General features: G+C 61.5%; 12 protein-coding genes and 1 pseudogene. 8 read left to right on the top strand and 5 right to left on the bottom strand.

Features of this window, described 5'->3' with window-relative positions; translation table 11 throughout:
• The first annotated feature begins 55 nt into the window (after positions 1 to 55).
• Positions 56 to 1,948, top strand: coding sequence for a hybrid sensor histidine kinase/response regulator (locus OKW26_RS13285; protein ID WP_429353895.1), 1,893 nt, complete (start codon positions 56 to 58; stop codon positions 1,946 to 1,948).
• Between the two features lie 46 nt (positions 1,949 to 1,994).
• On the opposite strand, the gene OKW26_RS13280 is transcribed toward OKW26_RS13285, so the two are convergent.
• From OKW26_RS13280 to OKW26_RS13265, 4 genes are all read right to left on the bottom strand, one after another.
• Complete coding sequence (locus tag OKW26_RS13280; RefSeq protein WP_184066994.1) at positions 1,995 to 2,762, bottom strand: response regulator transcription factor; 768 nt, start codon at positions 2,760 to 2,762, stop codon at positions 1,995 to 1,997.
• 251 nt (positions 2,763 to 3,013) lie between these two features.
• Positions 3,014 to 3,211 (bottom strand): hypothetical protein, encoded by a 198-nt coding sequence (locus tag OKW26_RS13275; protein ID WP_184067254.1) that lies wholly within the window; start codon positions 3,209 to 3,211, stop codon positions 3,014 to 3,016.
• Complete coding sequence (gene cydB / locus OKW26_RS13270) at positions 3,186 to 4,190, bottom strand: cytochrome d ubiquinol oxidase subunit II (RefSeq protein WP_184066997.1); 1,005 nt, start codon at positions 4,188 to 4,190, stop codon at positions 3,186 to 3,188. The genes OKW26_RS13275 and cydB overlap by 26 nt, the downstream gene beginning before the upstream one ends.
• 24 nt (positions 4,191 to 4,214) lie before the next feature.
• Positions 4,215 to 5,639: a cytochrome ubiquinol oxidase subunit I gene (locus tag OKW26_RS13265; RefSeq protein WP_429353894.1), complete on the bottom strand. Its 1,425-nt coding sequence runs from the start codon at positions 5,637 to 5,639 to the stop codon at positions 4,215 to 4,217.
• 624 nt (positions 5,640 to 6,263) lie between these two features.
• On the opposite strand from OKW26_RS13265, the gene OKW26_RS13260 reads away from it, so the two are divergent.
• From OKW26_RS13260 to OKW26_RS13250, 3 genes are all read left to right on the top strand, one after another.
• Positions 6,264 to 7,085, top strand: coding sequence for an alpha/beta fold hydrolase (locus OKW26_RS13260; protein ID WP_429353893.1), 822 nt, complete (start codon positions 6,264 to 6,266; stop codon positions 7,083 to 7,085).
• A gap of 359 nt (positions 7,086 to 7,444) precedes the next feature.
• Positions 7,445 to 8,239 carry an NAD-dependent epimerase/dehydratase family protein gene (locus OKW26_RS13255; protein WP_184067005.1) on the top strand — a complete coding sequence of 265 codons (795 nt, stop codon included), beginning with the start codon at positions 7,445 to 7,447 and terminating at the stop codon, positions 8,237 to 8,239.
• 45 nt (positions 8,240 to 8,284) lie between these two features.
• Positions 8,285 to 9,583 (top strand): MFS transporter, encoded by a 1,299-nt coding sequence (locus OKW26_RS13250; RefSeq protein WP_429353892.1) that lies wholly within the window; start codon positions 8,285 to 8,287, stop codon positions 9,581 to 9,583.
• A 244-nt stretch (positions 9,584 to 9,827) separates the two neighbouring features.
• Here the strand turns inward: OKW26_RS13250 and OKW26_RS13245 are convergent.
• Positions 9,828 to 11,142, bottom strand: a pseudogene (locus OKW26_RS13245) (IS5 family transposase).
• 1,107 nt (positions 11,143 to 12,249) lie between these two features.
• Here OKW26_RS13245 and OKW26_RS13240 point away from each other — a divergent pair.
• The 4 genes from OKW26_RS13240 (at position 12,250) to OKW26_RS13225 (ending at position 19,329) form a co-directional block, all read left to right on the top strand.
• Entirely contained in the window at positions 12,250 to 14,241 is a 1,992-nt protein-coding gene (locus OKW26_RS13240; protein ID WP_429353891.1) for an iron-containing redox enzyme family protein, read from the top strand.
• 37 nt (positions 14,242 to 14,278) lie between these two features.
• Complete coding sequence (locus tag OKW26_RS13235) at positions 14,279 to 16,120, top strand: carbamoyltransferase family protein (RefSeq protein ID WP_429353890.1); 1,842 nt, start codon at positions 14,279 to 14,281, stop codon at positions 16,118 to 16,120.
• Positions 16,121 to 16,413: 293 nt separating this feature from the next.
• Positions 16,414 to 17,508 (top strand): SGNH/GDSL hydrolase family protein, encoded by a 1,095-nt coding sequence (locus OKW26_RS13230; protein WP_429353889.1) that lies wholly within the window; start codon positions 16,414 to 16,416, stop codon positions 17,506 to 17,508.
• Positions 17,509 to 17,775: 267 nt separating this feature from the next.
• Positions 17,776 to 19,329 carry a carbamoyltransferase C-terminal domain-containing protein gene (locus OKW26_RS13225; RefSeq protein ID WP_429354235.1) on the top strand — a complete coding sequence of 518 codons (1,554 nt, stop codon included), beginning with the start codon at positions 17,776 to 17,778 and terminating at the stop codon, positions 19,327 to 19,329.
• Positions 19,330 to 19,404 lie beyond the last annotated feature (75 nt).

The following is a 19,404-nucleotide window of genomic DNA, read 5'->3' as shown; positions in this document are numbered from 1 at the left end:
TGGGATCGGCGTAAGCGCTAAAGCGCTCACGCCGATCGACAGAGGAGACCGCCCCATGCGGGCCGACCCGATCCAGCGTGCCATCGACGAAGACCTCGTGCGCGTGCTCTACGCGCAGGATCCGATCGCGTTCTTTTCGCACTGGTTTTCGATCGCGGTGCTGGTGGCGATCTACTGGCCGCATGTGCCGGCCCCGCCGCTGTTTATCGCGTGCTTCGTTTTTTATGCGCTCGCCAATTGCGCGGGCCTGGCGCTGTGGATTTGCAATCGCCGCTATCCGCAGCTCGTCTCGCCGCGCGACTGGATCTATCTGCACGCGCTGCGCGGCGTGCTCCTCTATAGCGGGCCGGGCTTCGCGGTGTGGTTCGCGTTCCAGAGTCCGCAAACCGATCTGCCGTTATTGCATACCGTACTGCTGGTGACGCTCGCGGCCGGCGTGTTCATGTCGAATGGGTTCGATCTCCTCAATTTTTCGACCTCGATTCCGTTTCTGCTGCTGCCGTCGATCGTGCTGCATTTCGGCTCGCATACGTTCGATCGCACGATTCTCGCGATCGTGCTCGCGTTCTTCTTCTGCGCGATCAACGTCTACGCGATGAGCTATCGCAAGCTGTTTCGCCAGGTCGTGCAGGCGCGTGTCGATCAGCAATACCTCGCGGAATCGCTGGCCGCGCAAAAGCGCGTCGCCGAAGAAGCGAGCCTCGCGAAGACGCGCTTTTTCGCGGCGGCAAGCCACGATCTGCGTCAGCCGCTGCATGCGATCGGCCTGCTTGCGGCATCTCTGAACGATCCGGCGGCGACGCCCGCGCAGCACGCGAAGACGGCCGGGCACATCGTCTATAACGTCGAGGCGCTCAATCAGCTGTTCAACCAGGTGCTCGATCTCGCGCGACTCGAAAGCGGCGTGACCCAGGTGATCCGGTTGCACTTCCGGCTCTCCGAACTGTTCGAACGGGTCGGTAGCCAGTATCGTCCGCAGGCCGCGGCGAAGGGGCTCGCGCTGCGCATCGCGCCTACGACGATGGTCGTCTACGACGATCCGGTGCTGCTCGAACGCGTGTTGAGCAATCTGCTGTCGAACGCGGTGCGTTATACGGAGCAAGGCGCGATCTGGCTCGGCTTCCGGCGCGCGGGGCGACAGAAGGGCGGCTATATCGAGGTGCGCGATTCGGGCGTCGGCATGGCGCCGCAAGAGCACGAGCGCATTTTCGAGGAGTTTTACCAGGTCGAGAATCCGCAGCGCGACGCGCGTCAGGGGCATGGGCTCGGGCTGCCGACCGTCAGGCGGCTCGTCGGCCTGCTCGGCGGCGAGTTGCAGCTGCGCTCGGCGCCGGGGCGCGGCTCGGTGTTCCGCTTTGCGGTGCAGGCGGGTGACGCGAGCGGCATCGTCGCGAGTCTGAACGATTCGGTCGCGGGCGGCCCGGCCGCGCAGGGGTGGCGCGTGCTGTGCATCGACGACGAGCCGTCGATACTCGAAGGCCTCGCGAGTCTGCTCGAGCGCTGGGGCTGCGACGTGCGCGGCGCGCGCGACGAAGCCGGCGCGCTCGCCGCGCTCGCGGACGGCTTCGTGCCCGACGCGGTGCTGTGCGACTACCAGCTCGCCAATCACCGCACCGGCGCGCAGGCGCTGAGCGCGATACGGGGCGTGCTTGCGCGGGAGGGGCACGGCAATGTGGTGACGCTGCTGATCACCGGCGATATGGCCTCGGCGGAGCTGACGGCGCTCGCGTTGCAGGGGATTCCGGTGCTGCACAAGCCGGTGACGCCGGCGCGCTTGCGGCGCACGCTGGAAATGCTGTGGCAGCAGGCGGAGCTCGATCAGGGGCGGCCGGCGGGTGCAGTGGTGTTGCGGGGCGGAGCGCCGGACGACCCACCGCCGTCGCCCGCCGCGGCCGGCTCGCCGCAAGCCGAAGCGGGCTCAGGCGCGCAAAGCGAAACGCAGCCTTAGAGGCTGGAAACCAAGACGGGTTGGGCTTGCGGTGCAGCACAAAGCGCTACAACGTCTTCCCGGCCTCCAGCCATCCATTGATTACGGCGATCGCCGTCGACCGGTTATGCACACCAAGCGCCCGAAAGATCACCGACAGATGCACCTTCACCGTGCCTTCGGCGACGCCGAGATCGCGCGCGATCATCTTGTTGGTCCAGCCGCGATGCACGAGCCGCATGATGTCCTGCTGACGTGGTGACAGGTTCTCCAGCAGATGCTGCTGATGCGGCTGCAGCGACGGTACCTGCGTGACCGGTTCGAGCTGCGGGACGGTGCCGGGGCCCGGCCCGCGGACGGCTTGCGCGGCGGCGCCCGGGGCCGGCACACGTGCCGATCCATCCGCATCGGTGCCCGCCCGCGTCTCGCGCGAGCCGAGCAGACTCAGCGCCTCCATCGGCACATAGGCACCGCCGGATAGCACCAGTTCGATCGCCTTCAGCATCACGCTGGCGGGCTGGCGCTTGGGGACGAAGCCGAGCGCCCCGGCCGCGAGCACCGCGCGCATCTCGTCGGGCGATTCCTCGGCGGACAGCACCACGACCGGCAGCGCCGGATTCGCCTTCAGCAGCGTTTCGAGCGATGTCGCGCCGCTCATGCCCGGCATATGCAGATCGACGATCGCCAGATCGTGATTCGCGTCGGGGCGCGCGGCGGTCGCAAGGGTTTCCCAGCTGTCGGCTTCGTCGAACTGGGCGTCGGGATCGAAGCCGCGCAGCATGCCTTTGACGCCTTGCCGGATCAGTTCATGGTCGTCGGCTACAAGAAACTTCATGATGTCTCCGCGAGTCGAGCCTGTCCGTTGAGGGCTGCCGCCGTTGCGCATGCCGCAGTTGCAGGCTGCGCAGCTGCGACGCGCGTGGCCGGCTGCCGGCATCGTTCGATGCGCTTCGTGATGTTAAGGCAGGTCTCCCGCGCATAGGTTCCGGCTTGCTACGTAGACGAGCCGCGCGCCCCGTTTTTGAAGCGCTGACGCGCACGATCCGGAAGGTTATGCCCGCCGGATCGACACGGGTTCGCGCGCCGCTATCTGACCGCGAACAGCGTCGCATTCATCAGAAGCTTGAAGGCGAAGCCGAGCGACATCGCCGCGGTCACGCCGAAGCACCATAGCGCGATGAACCAGAGCCAGCCCGGCAGTTTGCGGCTGGGCGTTGCGGCAGTGGCGGTGGGAGCCGACGCACTGGCACCCCGCGTTTCAGTGATAGTGATGTTGGTCGCCATGACGCACCTTGCCTCGAAAGACCCAGTAACCCATCGTCGTATAGGCGACGATGATCGGCAGGATCACCGCCGCGCCGGCCAGCGTGAACGTCTGGCTCGAGCGTGGCGCGGCGGCTTCCCATAGCGTGATGCTCGACGGAATCGCATACGGCCACAGACTCACGAGCAGCCCGAGATAGCCGAGCAGCACGATCGCCAGCGCGAGCACGAACGGCGTGTTGTGATGGCGCGCGCGCACCGCGCGATGCATGAAGAACGCGCAGATCGCGACGAGGAACGGCACCGGCAGCAGACGGTAGAAGATCCCGTCATGGAACCAGCGTTGCGCGATGCCCGCGTCCATCAGCGGCGTCCACAGGCTCACGAGCGCGACGAAGCCGAGCAGCACCAGCGTCAGCGGCCAGACCACGCGATGCAGCCGTCGCTGCAGATCGCCCTCGGTCTTCGCGACGAGCCAGCAGCAGCCGAGCAGCGCGTAGGTCGCGACGAGTCCGAGGCCCGTCAGCAGGCTGAACGGCGTGAGCCAGCCGAACGCGTCGCCGGCATAGGCGCCATCGGCGACCGGAATGCCTTGCAGGAACGCGCCGAGCACGATGCCCTGGAAGAACGCCGCGCCCGCCGAGCCGCCGATGAACGCGAGATCCCACAGATGCTTCGTGCGCCGCGACTTCGCGCGGATCTCGAACGACACGCCGCGAAAGATCAGGCACACGAGCATGAACACGAGCGGCAGATAGAGCGCCGACAGCACGGTCGAGTAGACGACAGGAAACACCGCGAACAGCGCGGCGCCGCCGAGCACGAGCCAGGTTTCGTTGCCGTCCCACACTGGCGCGACCGTGTTCATCATCAGGTCGCGTTCCTTTTCGTCGGGGAAGAACGGAAAGACGATGCCGATGCCGAGGTCGAAGCCGTCCAGCACCACGTACATGAAAAGGCCCAGCGCGATGATCGCGGCCCATACGACGGTTACGTCCATTTTTTCTTTCTCTCGAAGCGTAGGTTAGACGGCGTCGATCATCCGATCGGCGGCGGACAGCGGGCGGCGCGCGGTCTGCGCGGGCGTCGGCTGCGGCAGGCCGTGGGACATGTCGTGCGACTCGCCGCCAGGCAGCGCGGGACCGGAGCGCATCAGCTTCAGCATGTAGTAGATGCCGGTGCCGAACACGAGGAAGTAGACGGCCACGAACGTCATCAACGACAGACCGACCTGCTGCGTGGTCAGCGGCGACACCGCCTGCGACGTGCGCATCACGCCGTACACGACCCACGGTTGACGGCCCGCTTCGGTGGTGACCCAGCCGGCCAGCAGCGTGATGAAGCCGCTCGGTCCCATCGCGACGCACAGCCGCTGGAACCACTTCGCTTCGAACAGGCGCCCGCGCCGGCGCAGCACCCAGGCCGCGATCGACATCGCGATCATCAGCACGCCGAGGCCGGCCATGATGCGGAAGCTCCAGAACACGACGGTCGAATCCGGCCGGTCCTGAGGCGGAAATTCCTTCAGACCGCGGATTTCGCCGTCCCAGCTATGCGTGAGGATCAGGCTGCCGAGGTGCGGCACCGACACCGCGTAGCGCGTGGTCTCCGCCTTCATGTCGGGGATGCCGAACAGGTTCAGCGCGGTACCGCCTTTTTCGGTATCCCACAAGCCTTCGATCGCCGCGATCTTCGCCGGCTGATACTTGCGCGTATTGAGGCCGTGCTGATCGCCGACGAATGCCTGGATCGGCGTGAGGATCAACAGCAGCCACAGCGCCATCGAGAACATCTTCTTGACGGCGGGATCGCGCCGGCCGCGCAGCAGATGCCACGCGCCGACCGCCGCGACCACCAGCCCCGCGACGATGAACGCCGCGAGCGCCATATGCGCGAGCCGGTAGGGGAACGACGGATTGAAGATGATCTTGAACCAGTCGAGCGGCACGACATGACCGTCGACGACTTCGAAGCCCTGCGGCGTCTGCATCCAGCTATTGGACGCGAGAATCCAGAAGGTCGAGATCAGCGTGCCGATCGCGACCATCAGCGTTGCGCCGAAGTGCGCGCGCGGACGCACGCGCTGCCAGCCGAACAGCATGATGCCGAGGAAGCCCGCTTCGAGAAAGAATGCGGTCATCACCTCGTACATCAGCAGCGGACCGGTGATCGGCCCGGCGAAACTCGAGAAGCCCGACCAGTTGGTGCCGAACTGATAGCTCATCACGACACCGGAGACGACGCCCATGCCGAAGGCCACCGCGAAGATCTTCGACCAGAACAGACAAAGATCTTTGTAGTAGGCCTTGCCGGTTTTCAGCCAACGCCATTCGAGAACGGCGATGAAACTGGCGAGACCGATGCTGAGCGCGGGGAAAACGATGTGAAAAGAAACGGTGAACGCGAATTGAATGCGCGCGAGATCGAATGCCGATAGTGCGGAGTTCATGATCCTGTTGTGCGTGATGGCCCGCGTGAGCGGACTTACGCGCGTCGACCGATGTCGGTGCGCACTGCGCTGGGCAGATGGCGCAAGAGTAGGGGATCGAAACAAAAAGTGTTGCGATGCGATGTGCGTCAAAAAACCGCCTTATTTTATGCGAAATACGCTTATCGATGAGGCAAGCCGTTGTTGAATATCAAGTTTCTTTTGGCGGCTGATACGTGGCCGTGTGTGCCTCGGCGCGTGAGCTGCGTCAATCGACCGCGCTGCAGCAATGCGTTTCGCGCAGCCTTGAGCTGCAAGGTCGCGGGCGGTGTCTGTCGCCAGCCGACAATCGATCCATCCAAACCGACTTCGTCGGTGGGCGTGCTGGTCAGGCGATTTTTTTACTTCTACGATGCACGCTGCCGCGTGGCCGTTTCAGCTTTTTCTCTTCAGTATTCGTTGCGCATTATCCGTTCGCCATTCGTTTGGTGTTGATGTTATTTCGCGGCGGAATTTCTCAATAGGTCATGACTCATTGCCGCATTCGCACGGCGTTCTGTCATGCGTCGCGCGCATACTTCGTGAGCAGCTTGCGCTTCATCCACCTGCCGGCGACGGCAGACTTCATCGACAAGGAGTCAGCAGATGAGCACGATCAGGACGAAAGACGGTACCTCGATTTTCTACAAGGACTGGGGCCATGGACGCCCGGTCGTGTTTTCGCACGGCTGGCCGCTGACCGCCGATGCGTGGGATGCGCAGATGCTGTTTCTCGGCAGCAAGGGCTTGCGCGTGATCGCGCACGACCGGCGCGGTCACGGCCGCTCGGAGCAGCCGTGGGACGGCAACGAGATGGACTCCTACGCCGACGATCTCGCCGCGCTGATCGAACATCTCGATCTGCAGGACGCGACGCTGGTCGGCCATTCGACAGGCGGTGGCGAAGTTGCGCATTACATCGGCCGGCATGGCACGGGGCGCCTCGCGAAGGCTGTGCTGATCGGCGCGGTGCCGCCGCTGATGCTGAAGACCGCCGATAATCCGCTCGGCCTGCCGATCGACGTGTTCGACGGCATCCGCAAGGGCGTCGCGGACGATCGCTCGCAGTTCTTCAAGGATCTGGCCGTACCGTTCTACGGCTACAACCGGGAGGGCGCGAAGGTGTCGCAGGGCGTGATCGATTCATTCTGGCGCCAGGGCATGGCCGGTTCGATCAAGGGGCTATATGACTGCATCGAGCAGTTCTCCGAAGTCGACTACACCGAAGATCTGAAGAAGATCGACGTGCCGACCCTGGTGCTGCACGGCGACGACGACCAGATCGTGCCGATCGACGCAGCCGGCCGACGCACCGCGGAGATCGTCAAGAACGCAACGCTGAAGGTTTATCCGGGCGGCCAGCACGGCATGTGCACGGTGGAGGCCGACAAGGTCAATGCCGATCTGCTCGAATTCATCGGCGCCTGAGCGAACGTAACGAAGTGATCCGTTGAGGGCGCGGGCGGCATACGGACGCCGCTCGCGTCGGACGCCACGCGCCCGCTGGCGTCGGGTAAATCCACTCCTGGAACAAAAATCCACTTCAAGTTATACGATGTCGCACGAACGCGACGTTCCTATGCCTTTGTTTTTAAAAGAGGTACGAAACTGCCGCGCAGTAATTTAAGGGTAAATGCGGAGTTGAAATCCGTTTGTCCATCGTCGATAGTACGTTATCGTACAACTTGAGTGTGTTATGCGACGCGCGCAGCGCGATTTCGCCGGCCGCTCAGATCCTCTGTCTGTTCTCTGAAGACCTCGCGCGCGGCGCAGTAAAAGGAACCCCTATGAAGAAGATTGCCCTGAGTGGCGCCGGCGGCCAGCTCGGCTCCGTGGTACGTGCTGAATTCGTCGCGCGTGGCGTGCCGTTGCGCTCGGCCGCGGGCTCCAAAGTACTGACGCCGCTCGTCGACGGCGAAGACGTGATGAACGGCGACCTGCGCGATCCGGCGGTGGTCGACCGTCTGCTGAACGGCGTGGACGTGCTCATCCATTTCGCCGGCACGAGCGTCGAGCGTCCGCTGCCCGAGATCATCGAGAACAACCTGCGCGGCCTCGTCGAAGTCTACGAAGGCGCGCGCCGCAACGGCGTGAAGCGCATCGTGTTCGCGAGCTCGAACCACGCGATCGGCATGTATCCGGTCACCGAGCATCTGAGCCTCGACTGCGAACTGCGCCCGGACGGCTTCTACGGCCTGTCGAAGGTGTGGGGCGAAGCGCTCGCGCGCATGTACTGGGACAAGCACGGCATCGAAAGCGTGTGCGTGCGGATCGGCAGCTGCCTCGAGCGTCCGACCGAGCAGCGCCATCTGAGCACCTGGTTCGGCCACAAGGACCTGATGCATTTCCTCGAGCGCTGCATCGAAGCGGAAGACGTCGGCTTCCTGACCATCTGGGGCGTGTCGGCCAATACGCGCAGCTGGTGGGACAACAGCGGCGCCGCACGCCTTGGCTACGAGCCGAAGCAGAACGCCGAGGACTACGCGCAAGACATCCTGTCGCGCCCGAATCCGCTCGATGAGCTATGCCAGCGCTACCAGGGCGGTAGCTTCGTCGGCATCGACTATTCGCGCAAGGCTTGAGTCCCGTTCGGTTTGACGGGCATTGCAACACGAGGAGTAGCAGCAATGAAGATCAAGGGTATTCGCTGGTGGATGGTCGCGCTGGTCGCGGCCGGCCTGATCATCAATTACCTGGCGCGTAACACGTTGTCGGTTGCGGCTCCGACGATGATGAAGGAGCTGAACATCACGACCGAGCAGTATTCGCACGTGGTCGTGGCGTGGCAGCTCTGCTATGCGTTCATGCAGCCGGTCGCCGGTTTCGTGCTCGACACGATCGGCACCAAGGTCGGCTTCGCGGTGTTCGCGCTGGCGTGGTCGGTGGCGTGCGCGGCGGCGGCATGGGCGACGGGCTGGCGCAGCCTCGCAGTGTTCCGCGGGATCCTGGGTCTCGCCGAATCGGCCGGGATTCCGGCTGGCGTGAAGGCAACCAGCGAGTGGTTCCCGGCGAAAGAGCGGTCGGTTGCGATCGGCTGGTTCAACATTGGCTCGTCGATTGGCGCGGTGCTTGCGCCGCCGCTCGTCGTGTGGGCACTGTTTCACGGCCGCTGGCAACTCGCGTTCGTGATCGTCGGCGCGGCGGGTATCGTATGGAGCGTGCTGTGGATGACCATCTACAAGCATCCGCGCAACCAGAAGCTGCTGGCCAACGCGGAGCGCGACTACATTCTGAGCGGCCAGGAAGCGAAGCATCACGATGACATCAACGCGCCGAAGCGCAACTGGCGCGCGATGCTGGCGAGCCGCGATTTCTGGGCGATCGGTATTCCGCGAATTCTGTCCGAGCCGGCCTGGCAAACGTTCAACGCGTGGATTCCGTTGTACATGATGACCGAGCGTCACATGAACCTGAAGGAAGTCGCGATGTTCGCTTGGATGCCGTTCCTCGCCGCCGACATCGGCTGCGTGCTCGGCGGTTATCTGAGCCCGCTGTTCCACAAGTACGCGAAGGTGTCGCTGTTCACGTCGCGCAAGATGGTGTTCGTGGTCGGTGCGTTGTTGATGATCGGGCCGGCGTGCGTCGGTCTCGTCGAGAGCCCGTACATGGCGGTGGCGCTGCTGTGCGTCGGCGGCTTCGCGCACCAGACGTTGTCGGGCGCGCTGTACGCGATCACCTCGGACATGTTCGGCAGGCACGAGGTCGCGACCGCGACGGGCATGGGCGGCATGGCTGGATATCTGGGCGCCGCGGCGTTCACCGCGCTGTTCGGTGTGCTCGTCACGCAGATCGGCTATAGCCCGCTGTTCGTCGTGCTGGCGGTGTTCGATCTGATTGCCGCGGTCGTGGTCTGCCTGATGGCCAGGAGTTCGGAAAAGATGCCGGAGCCGAAGTGGGCGTTGCCGGATGCGGTGACGGCGAAGTAATGTGAGATGCGGTCGGCTCTGGTGGGCCGATCCGGTGAAAGAAGCGGTGCCCCGTGAGTAGGCACCGTTTTTTGTCGGTTTTCGGCCGTTTGCAGGATGGCGGTGTTGCGCCGCGAGCGTTGCAGCCGGCAAGCAGATTAGTCGGCGCTGAACAATTCGTTTTGCTACGCGGTCAGGCGATGCGACGAGTAATGCCGCTCTCAGATGAGGCGATGAGGCCGTGTTGACGGAATGTCTAACCGGTTCAACTCTTCGTTTCAGAAGCGCAATAGAGCATCGCAAGAATGAGAGCGCAAAAAACGCTCAGCTTCCTGAGGATCATGCGCAGGTTGCGACCAGCGCCGCACAGCACGGCATGCAGCGCATCGCCCACGGCGCCCTTTAACCAGTTACGCCCGAGCTTGCCGTCGCTCTTCATGTGCCCGATGGCCGGCTCGATAGTGCTGCGCCGCCGGATCATTGCACGCAACGCACGCGTCACGCCGCGACGCAATCCCGGATGCCAGATCTTCACACAATCGATCTCGACACCCCGGTAGCCGCGATCAAAGAAGACCGTCTCGGGCTTCACCTCGCTCAGCATGCGGCTTTGTTCAAGCGCTTCGGCCAAGGTATGGCCATCGTAGGGATTGCCCGGCATCGAGCGAATACCGATCACCAGTCCTTCGCGGTGGGTCGTGACGATCGACACCTTGACGTCAAACTCGTACGGCTTGCGCGCCTTGCCCTTCGATATGCATTCGACTTCTGGCGCATGTAACGGGTACAGCTTGTTGCTGTCTTTGGGGCTTTTGCGTGAGGATGCGCTTCGCACGGTGGATCAGCTCGTCCAGTGCAGCGCGAGCACTTTCACCAACCTGATCCAGTTGCCGCTCAACATCACGCATCACACGTCCCACGCGCGAACGCAACGTGCGCAGTGACTTCTTCATGCGGCGAAACTGCTTCGCATGCGCGTAGCGGCCAATCTGAGCGGCCAGCCGCGGTGCTTCGCCGTTGTAGTTCTGCCTCAGCTTCAGCCCGTGGCGCGCAGCGGCCTTCAACAGGTGCTGCCGGCAACGCTCAAACAGGCGTGAGTCGGTCGGGTGCGCGATCGCCTTCTCCATGACCGTTGTATCGACAATCACCCGCTTCGCGCTGCTGGGCTTGAGCACGCCCGCCCGTTTGGCCGCCTCGATCGTCTCGGCCAGCAACTCCTCCACGCCAGCTTCACCCGGCCTCGTGCGCCAGCGCGTCAGACTCGAAGGATCAAGAGGCGGCTTCGTCTGCAGGTACGTCTCGCCAGTAAAAACCTGCCAGTTCGGGTTTTCTACCCATTGCCAGATGACCTCTTCATCGGACAAGCCGAAGGCATGCTGCAGGTACCGTAGTCCCGCGATCAGCCGCGTGTCCGTTGCGGGGCGCCTGCGACGCGAGCGAAAGCTTGCGCTCATCACTTCCTGCAAGTGCTCCCACCGAATCAGATCGGCCAGCCTGATCAACGGATGCTTCAGGTTGATCTGCTCACGAAGCGGTTGACGGAAAAAGTCACCTTCGTTCATCGGCGTCTTCGGACCCATCCAGACCTCGACAGAATTTGCAGGAAACAACCATCAATCTGCCAGGTTCCTGCAATTGCATCAACCGCTTTCTGCGTCAAGCCCTTGCTGTACAAGGCACTTCGGTTTGTTCAGGACGGACTATCTTAGTACCAAGATTCTCGTAGCACCTTTGTCGACATCTTTATCCTGCAAGTCCCGAGGTGGTCTCCCTTCTCATTATCGAACTGCCACTCAAAAAATGACGGCACCATTTCATGCATTTTTCATAAAATTACTTTGTTTGCGTCGAGATTTTATATGTAAAGCGCATGGATACACATAAGAATTTCGAGAGGTGACGACGTTTTGGTAAATCCGGAATTGTAAATAATCGTTAAATTTTTCTTAGCTGATACATAACGCTTGACGAGGTCAAAACTTCATACGAAAATAAATGGTGTTATATCTTGCTATATTCGATTAATAAATAGATGCACCCAATTTTAGTGAAACCTACCGGCGGCACATGTTTAAGGTCTCTGTAGATATTCTGTGTGGTGCGATGACGCAAAGAGATGGGATTTGCTCTTAAGGCGACGGAGAAGAATGTGAATTTTGGAAAGCAGCTTGTGGGTTGTCCCGAGCACTTCGTAGAAAGCAAGTTTTTTCGATCCAATAATCGAGTGGACGCTGGAGGCGAATCCCCAGTGGAATCAGAACTGGATTTAGCAAGTATCTCCACGGCAGGTGTTAATCCCGCGTTTAGTGAGGGCGACGAATTCTGCGATGTTCATCCGTTTAGCGGGTTTGCTGCATTCATGGATTGATTGTGTTGATGGCGCCCGAGAATCGTCGGCTAGGCGGGATAGATATTTCCTTTTGAATTGAATGAACCTGGCGCATTTCAATTTAACAGGGCATCGATAAAATCGAAGCGGTCTTTTTGTTGCGTGAAAGCTTGATGAATAACAAGCTCGTTTGCGATAAAATGGAACTATGATGAGTGCACGCCTCTATTATCAAATAGTAAATCTGGAGCAGGCGCATATCGAGGTGCGCGGCGCAGCAAAAGCATATATCGAATCGATTTTTGAGGATGACGATGCAGCGCTGCGGTCCGGTTCTCGCGACACAACAATTCCCTGCGTGGATGCAAGCGATCTGATCGCGCGGCTGAACGCGCGCGCTGCGCACTGGCAGTCCGATCAACTGGCCCGCCATCCGATCGCGTGCACGTCTGCTACTGTTCGCTTCGTCTCAGCGCAATATGCGCCAGTGGGACTCGCACCGGGCTGCGTGCTGCAGAACGTGGTGCACGTAGCAAACTGTCATGAGCCGTTGCCTGCGCATGTGCATGCGGCGCACCTGTGGCATGCCGGCGATTTTTCCCTCGCGCGCAATCATGCTTGCCTTTACCGTCAATTGCTCGAACATACCGGCCAGTATCTGCCGACGATCGATTCGCCGATGTTCGCGGAGCAGGCCGAACTGCTGTCGACATCGACGGACCTAGCGGCTTGCTGGCTGGCGTTGTCGCTGAGCCCCAGCGCATATGGTCCTGAAATTCTCGGCGCGGCGCTGTTTGAGTTGCAAGTCCCGATTTCGCCGGTCGTCGACGCATTGCTTCGCGCCTGCGACGCCACACGTGGACACCCGTACCTAACGGCGCGGCATGATGCATCCAGGCAGGCCGCGCAACGCCACATCGAGCATGCGATAGGCCGGATGCTCGGCGAGCCGGGCATCGACTCGTCAGCCGCGGTGGCGCGCATCGAACGCGGACACCGCATGTCGATGCATCTGCAGGGCGCGTGGCACGCCGCAATCGCTCGCCACGTGCGCGAGCGTCTGCTCGATCCGACGGTCGCGATGGTCGAACTGATCCGCCGAAAATCCCGCTTCGCGGTGGGTTACCACAATCGGCTCAAACTCGCGGATCGTCCATTCGACGACTACGTAGTGCAGGATCCCGAGCATTTTGTCCGCGATCTCGCACACTCGCGCTGGATTGTGCGCGGCCATCCCGAACAGAGCCTGTTGCTGACCAGGCTGGTCGCATTTGGCGGCTCGATGTTTCGTGTGTTTTCCGGCGAAGAACTTGATGTGATGCGCGCGTGGATCGCATCGCTGCCTGTCGGCGCGTCGGCAGGGCCCTCCACGAATAGCTCGCGAGTTACGACATCAACTCCATACGCCCAATCTGTGCCGCGCGAGCATCGCATCGCCGAAAGCGAACCCGTGCGCGCCGCGAGTGGGAAGGTGGGTCCGCGCGAGCTGTATCACCGGCTGCTTAATCACGAGAACAACTCGACAGTCTTCGACGACGCTCGAGCATTCGCGGAAACTTGGCTCGCGCGTGCAGCCGGGATCGCCGAGCGCGGTCGGGATGCGCTGCCATTCGCGGACTACACGCATGAACGTCTGCGGCATTGGTTCGAGGACCGGGCGCTTCATCAGGCGCAGTCGTATGCAGGCCCCGGACAGGACATCCACAAGCCGCGCGAACAGGTGGTTGAGGAGGCCGTACAGCTCTGCCCGATGATCTTTGTCGACGGCGGCTGGGTGCAGCGTTGGACCAACGCCGGGCATGTGGAGACTGGCATCGGCACGTTGCTCTACAAGATCTTTTCTGACGAGATCGGCAACGGCGACACGCAACTGAATCATCCGAATATTTATCGCGACTTGATGCGGCAGATGGGTATCGATCTGCCTGATTTCAGGAGCCGCGCATTCGCAATGAGCGAGCTGTTCAGCGAGGCTGCTTTCGAAGTGCCTGCGTTCTGGCTGTCGATCTCTCAGTTTCCACGCCGCTTTTTGCCGGAAACGCTCGGGCTGAATCTGGCGATGGAGCTGTCGGGCGTCGGAGGCGCGTACCGCACCGCGCGCGACGAACTTCGCCACTACCAGTTCGATACCCGCTTCGTCGATCTGCACAACACGATCGACAACGTTTCCACCGGGCACTCCGCCATGGCACTACAAGCGATCGAACTATATATGGACGCAGCGCTGGCCACGGCCAGCCTGGCAGCATCGAGCACGCAGTGGCGACGTGTATGGACCGGCTTCCGTGCGCTCGCGATTCCGCGACGCAGCTGGAAGGAAGTGTTCGCGAAGCCGACGTATACCGTTTGACGATTCACGCGCCGCACATTGAAAAAGGGATCTGAGAGTGAGTTCATATGTCATTGGCGTTTCGTTCGGTTATCACGATAGCGCGGCTGCGATTGTCCGCGACGGCGAGATCGTCGCCGCGGCGCAGGAGGAGCGCTTCACGCGGATCCGGCACGATCCGGGCTTTCCGCTGAATGCGCTGCGCTACTGTCTGCGCGAGGCCGGCGTCACGCTCGCGGATGTCTCTGCGATCTTCTACTACGAGAATCCGGTCAAGAAGCTTGGTCGCATAGTGTCGACCTACTTCGCCTTCGGTACGCGCGGCTTCGGGTCGTTCATTTTGGACGTGCCGGACTGGCTTACCGGCAAGGTATTCGTCAAACAGCTGATTCGCCGGGAACTGGAGAACGGCTTTGGGACGTCCTCGCGTATTCCCGCGGTCCATTACATCGATCACCATGTGTCGCATGCATCGGCGGCGTTCTTCCCCGGTCCGTTCCCGGAAGCAGCCGTGCTGTGCGTGGACGGCGTCGGCGAATGGGCGACCACCAGCACGTGGGTTGGTGAGCGGAACACACTGCACCCGGTCTGGGAGATCCGCTTTCCCCATTCGCTCGGCCTGTTGTACTCGGCGATGACCTACTTCTGTGGGTTTAAGGTCGATTCGGGCGAATACAAGTTGATGGGGCTCGCGCCGTATGGAAAGCCAGTCTACTACGACATGATCCTCGACAACCTGATCGACCTGAAGCCGGACGGCAGTTTCTGGCTGAACATGAAGTACTTTGACTACGCAGTCGGCAACTGCATGGTCACCGACGAGTTCGCGACGCTATTCGGCGGGCCTCGCCGCGAATCCGAGAGCCGCATCACGAAGCGTGAGTTCGACCTCGCCGCGTCGGTGCAGCGCGTGCTCGAGGAAGCGATGTTGCGCATCGGCCGCACGATACGCAAGCAGACGGGCCAGCGCAATCTGTGTCTTGCGGGCGGCGTCGCGCTGAATTGCGTCGCGAACGGCAAGCTGCTCGAAGCGCAGGTCTTCGACCGAATCTGGGTGCAGCCCGCCGCCGGCGATGCAGGTGGCGCGCTTGGCGCGGCGCTTGCGGGCTGGCATGTGCAGATGGGGCACGCTCGTACGCTCGGATCGACGGACCGGATGAAAGCGACGTTGCTCGGCACGTCCTATAGCAATGCGGAGATCGAGGTCGTTCTCAACGGCCACGGTGCGGTGTTCGAGCGGCTCTCCGACGAAGCTCTGCCGGCTCATGTCGCCGGATTGCTCGCGGAGGGCAATGTGGTCGGCTGGTTTCAGGGCCGCATGGAATTTGGGCCGCGGGCACTGGGCGCGCGCTCGATTCTCGGCGATCCGCGCAACCAGACGATGCAAAGCGTGATGAATCTCAAAATCAAGAACCGCGAGTCGTTCCGGCCGTTCGCGCCGGCCGTGCTGGAGGAACACGCGAAAGAGTGGTTCAGTCTGGACAGCGCGAGCCCGTACATGTTGTTCGTCGTCGATGTCCAGCCCACGCATCGCAAGCCGGTCAGCGCGGCGCAGCAAACGCTGACTGGCATTGATCTGCTTAACTGCGTGCGCTCGTCGATTCCCGCCGTCACGCACGTCGATTTCTCGGCGCGCGTTCAGACGGTGGGCAAGGACGCGAATCCACGCTTCAGGCAGCTTCTCGAAGCGTTCCATCAACAAACGAACTGTCCGGTCCTCGTCAACACGTCGTTCAACGTGCGCGGGGAGCCGATCGTCGAGACACCGTCGAATGCTTATCTTTGCTTCATGCGCACCCAGATGGATTACCTCGTGGTGGGCAACTACGTGCTGCGCAAGGTCGATCAGCCGGAACTGGTGGAGGAGGGCGACTGGCGCACCGAATTCGCACTTGACTGAACCGGGGCATCGTCGCCCTGTATTCACACACTTTTATTCTTTGGGTCGTCCATGAAAATGGTCTTCAGAGTTGTGTTGCTTGTCGTTCTCACGTTGTCGTTTTTTATCTTCGTCGTTCCGGTCGGAGCATGGTCGCGGCTGGTCTCGGACAAGCTCCGTTTGCGCAAGCACGAACGGGCGTCAACCTACTTTCATCTGTTTCCGACCGCCCGGACGAACGGTGCGCGCCTTCACCAAGGCAGCGTAGGGCAGTTCACGAGCCGCAATTCCTGACATCGAGACGAGGAGGCTGAATGGACAGGCGCGTCTTGACGCACGATGAGGCGGTTCGCGAGGTGTACCGGTTGACGCCGCAGATCCGCGAGTATGACGAGTTTATGTATCTCGGCGTGCGCTGGTTGCCGTACACGATGTTCTTTCATCACAAGAACTACCGGTCCGACGTGATCAACACGGACGATCTGGGCTTCCGGCTCAGCACATTCGGCGACGTCCGCGATGTGAGTGTGGCCAATCTATCGAAGGGGCGATCGGTCAACCTGCTGGTCGGTGGCTCGACCGCGCTGGGCACGGGCGCGACGGCAGATTCGCATACCGTCGCCTCACGGCTCGCGGCGTGGACCGGCGAGCCATGGTTGAATTTCAGCGGACGGGGCTATAACGCGGTCCAGGAGGTGCTGATGTACATGATGCATCAGCACCGCTTCGAGCAGATCAATCACATCGTGGTGTTGAGCGGCATCAATACACTCGCGCTCGAAGGGCAGCCCGACGAACTCGCCACCGACCACGGACGTTACTACTACTCGTTCGAGTACCAGCACTACATGAACCGGTACAACGATGACCTGAAACGGCGCGCGCGAACTTACGCGTCGACGCTGGACGGCCGCGAGAAGAACTTCATCTCCCGATATATCAACCGGTTGCTGTCGGAGGACAACCCTGCGGACGTCGTGATCACCGACGACGGTACCGACACCGATGCGCGGGTCAAACGTGCGGCTTGGGTCGTGTCGAACGCGATGAAGCAGTGGCAGCAGTTACTGGCCGGAACGGGCACGAAGCTGAGTTTCGTTTTACAACCGATGTCGTCCTGGACCCGTGATCACCTGACGTTGGACGAGGCGGACATCTTTCACGCGATTGACAGTTGCCCGAACAATTTCTGGCGACTCTTTGCGAGGATCCTCGGCAAGGAGATTCACGCCCCGTTTGCCGACGGCATACACGAGGTCTGCGAGACGCGGAAGATCGGTTTTGCGGACATGAACGTGCTGCTGCGCGACTCGCCGGTCATCGACGACTACCTGTTCGTCGACCGCGTGCATTTCAACGACAAAGGCTACGACGAAGTAGCGCGCCTGATCGCCAACAAGGTGCTTTAACGGCTTGCCTGAAGTTGCAACTGGAGGAATTCATGAAACAGCAGACGAAGAAAGCTGGCCCGCTCGCGATCATTGCCGCGTTGTTCCGCAAGCTGTTCCGGAAGAGAAAGAAGAAGCAGGAAAGTTCGATCTATCCGCTTCGCTGAGCGCACAGAACAGGCTGGCGAGGCGCCTCCGCGACCGACGGGGCGCCGCGATGCTCATTTCATCCGGGGACAGTGAGCGCCCCATGTCAACAAGGACAGGAGTCCCGTGAAGATTTTTGCTATGAAGCCAGGCCATGATGGCGCCATCGCGCTGGTCGATGCTGCGAGCGGCAAGCTGGAATGGTCGTTCGAGCCGGAGAAGGACAGCTTTCCGCGCTATGAGGTGTTCAATCCGTCGCAGTTCGTGTTTGCTGCCGAGCAACTTGGCGCGATGCCGGATGTATTTGCCGTGAGCGGTTGGGGCAAGGGCTCGATGGCCGCGAACGCGCCCATCGGCGCCGGCTACTACGGACACGGCAGCGGAGCGGTCCAACATCACCGTACGACGATGTTCGGTGCGAACGTAAACTATTTCACCAGCAGCCATGAACGCTCGCACATCTGGTGCGCGTATGGCCTGTCGCCTTTCGAGCAGGGCAAGCCGTGCTATGTACTCGCATGGGAAGGCGCGCTCGGCGACTTCTATCTGGTCGACGAAAAGCTGAACGTGCATCACGTCGGCCGCGTAATGATCACGCCGGGCAACAAGTACGCGTTTCTGTACGCGCTCGCGGACCCCACGTTCACGTTGCCGAAGGGCAAGCTGCGCAACGAGGACCCGGGCAAACTGATGGCGCTGTGTGCGTACGGGAAATCTGGCGAAATGACGCCCGATGAGCGCGAGATCACAGATTTCCTGCTGGAGCGCGACAGCATCCTCGCGACGCTGTCGAAGGACGATCTACGCAAATCGAAGTATTACAACATCGGCTTGCAGCATCCGGATTTCACCCGACTCGCGAAGCGTTACTCTGATGAGATCTTCAACCGCTTCTATTTGTACGCAAAAGAGCATCTGACCGATGGCTATCCGCTGTTGATTTCCGGAGGATGCGGGCTCAATTGCGACTGGAACACGATGTGGCGCAGCAGCGGACTGTTCGAGGACGTATTTGTACCACCGTGCACGAACGACACGGGCTCCGCGATCGGCACCGCCGTCGACGCGATGAGGGAGTTCACAGGCCGCGCGAAGCTTGAGTGGTCCGTCTATAGCGACCGTGCGTTCATTGATGATCAGCCGGACATGCCGGACGTCGATACCTATCCGCTGGATCTTGGGCACGTCGCCGGCTTTCTCGCACAGGACAACATCGTCGCGTGGACCCAGGGACGGTGCGAGATCGGCCCTCGCGCGCTCGGCAACCGCTCGATTCTCGCCGCGCCGTTCGCGCGATCGACTTGCGATCGCCTGAACCGCATCAAGAAGCGCGAAGGGTTCCGTCCCGTGGCACCGATCTGCCTGGAAGAAGAGGTGTCGCGTCACTTTGACTGGACCGGTCCTTCGCCGCACATGCTGTACTTTCAGAAAGTGCGCAATCCCGAACTAGCTGCTATCACGCACGTCGACGGCACCGCGCGTGCGCAGACCGTGAACGCGCAGCAGAACCCACGGATGCACGAGCTGCTCACGCAGTTCCGTGCTCAGACCGGTTCGGGCGTGCTGTGCAACACGTCGCTGAACTTCAACGGCACTGGCTTCATCAACCGCACGAGCGACCTCTACCAGTACTGCAAAACCACGGGGATCGACGGCTTCGTCTACGACGAGCGGTTCTGTGTGATCCGCAAGTAAGCTCCCATCGGGCGGCCAGACGGTCGCCCGACCGGGTTCCCGAATCGCATACGTTTTGCCTGAGGCATTCCGCAA

It is taken from the genome of Paraburkholderia sp. 32 (assembly GCF_050435345.1).
Lineage (GTDB): Bacteria > Pseudomonadota > Gammaproteobacteria > Burkholderiales > Burkholderiaceae > Paraburkholderia > Paraburkholderia tuberum.
The sequence above is the reverse complement of the archived record's forward strand: the minus strand, read 5'-3'. Positions and strand labels throughout refer to the sequence as shown.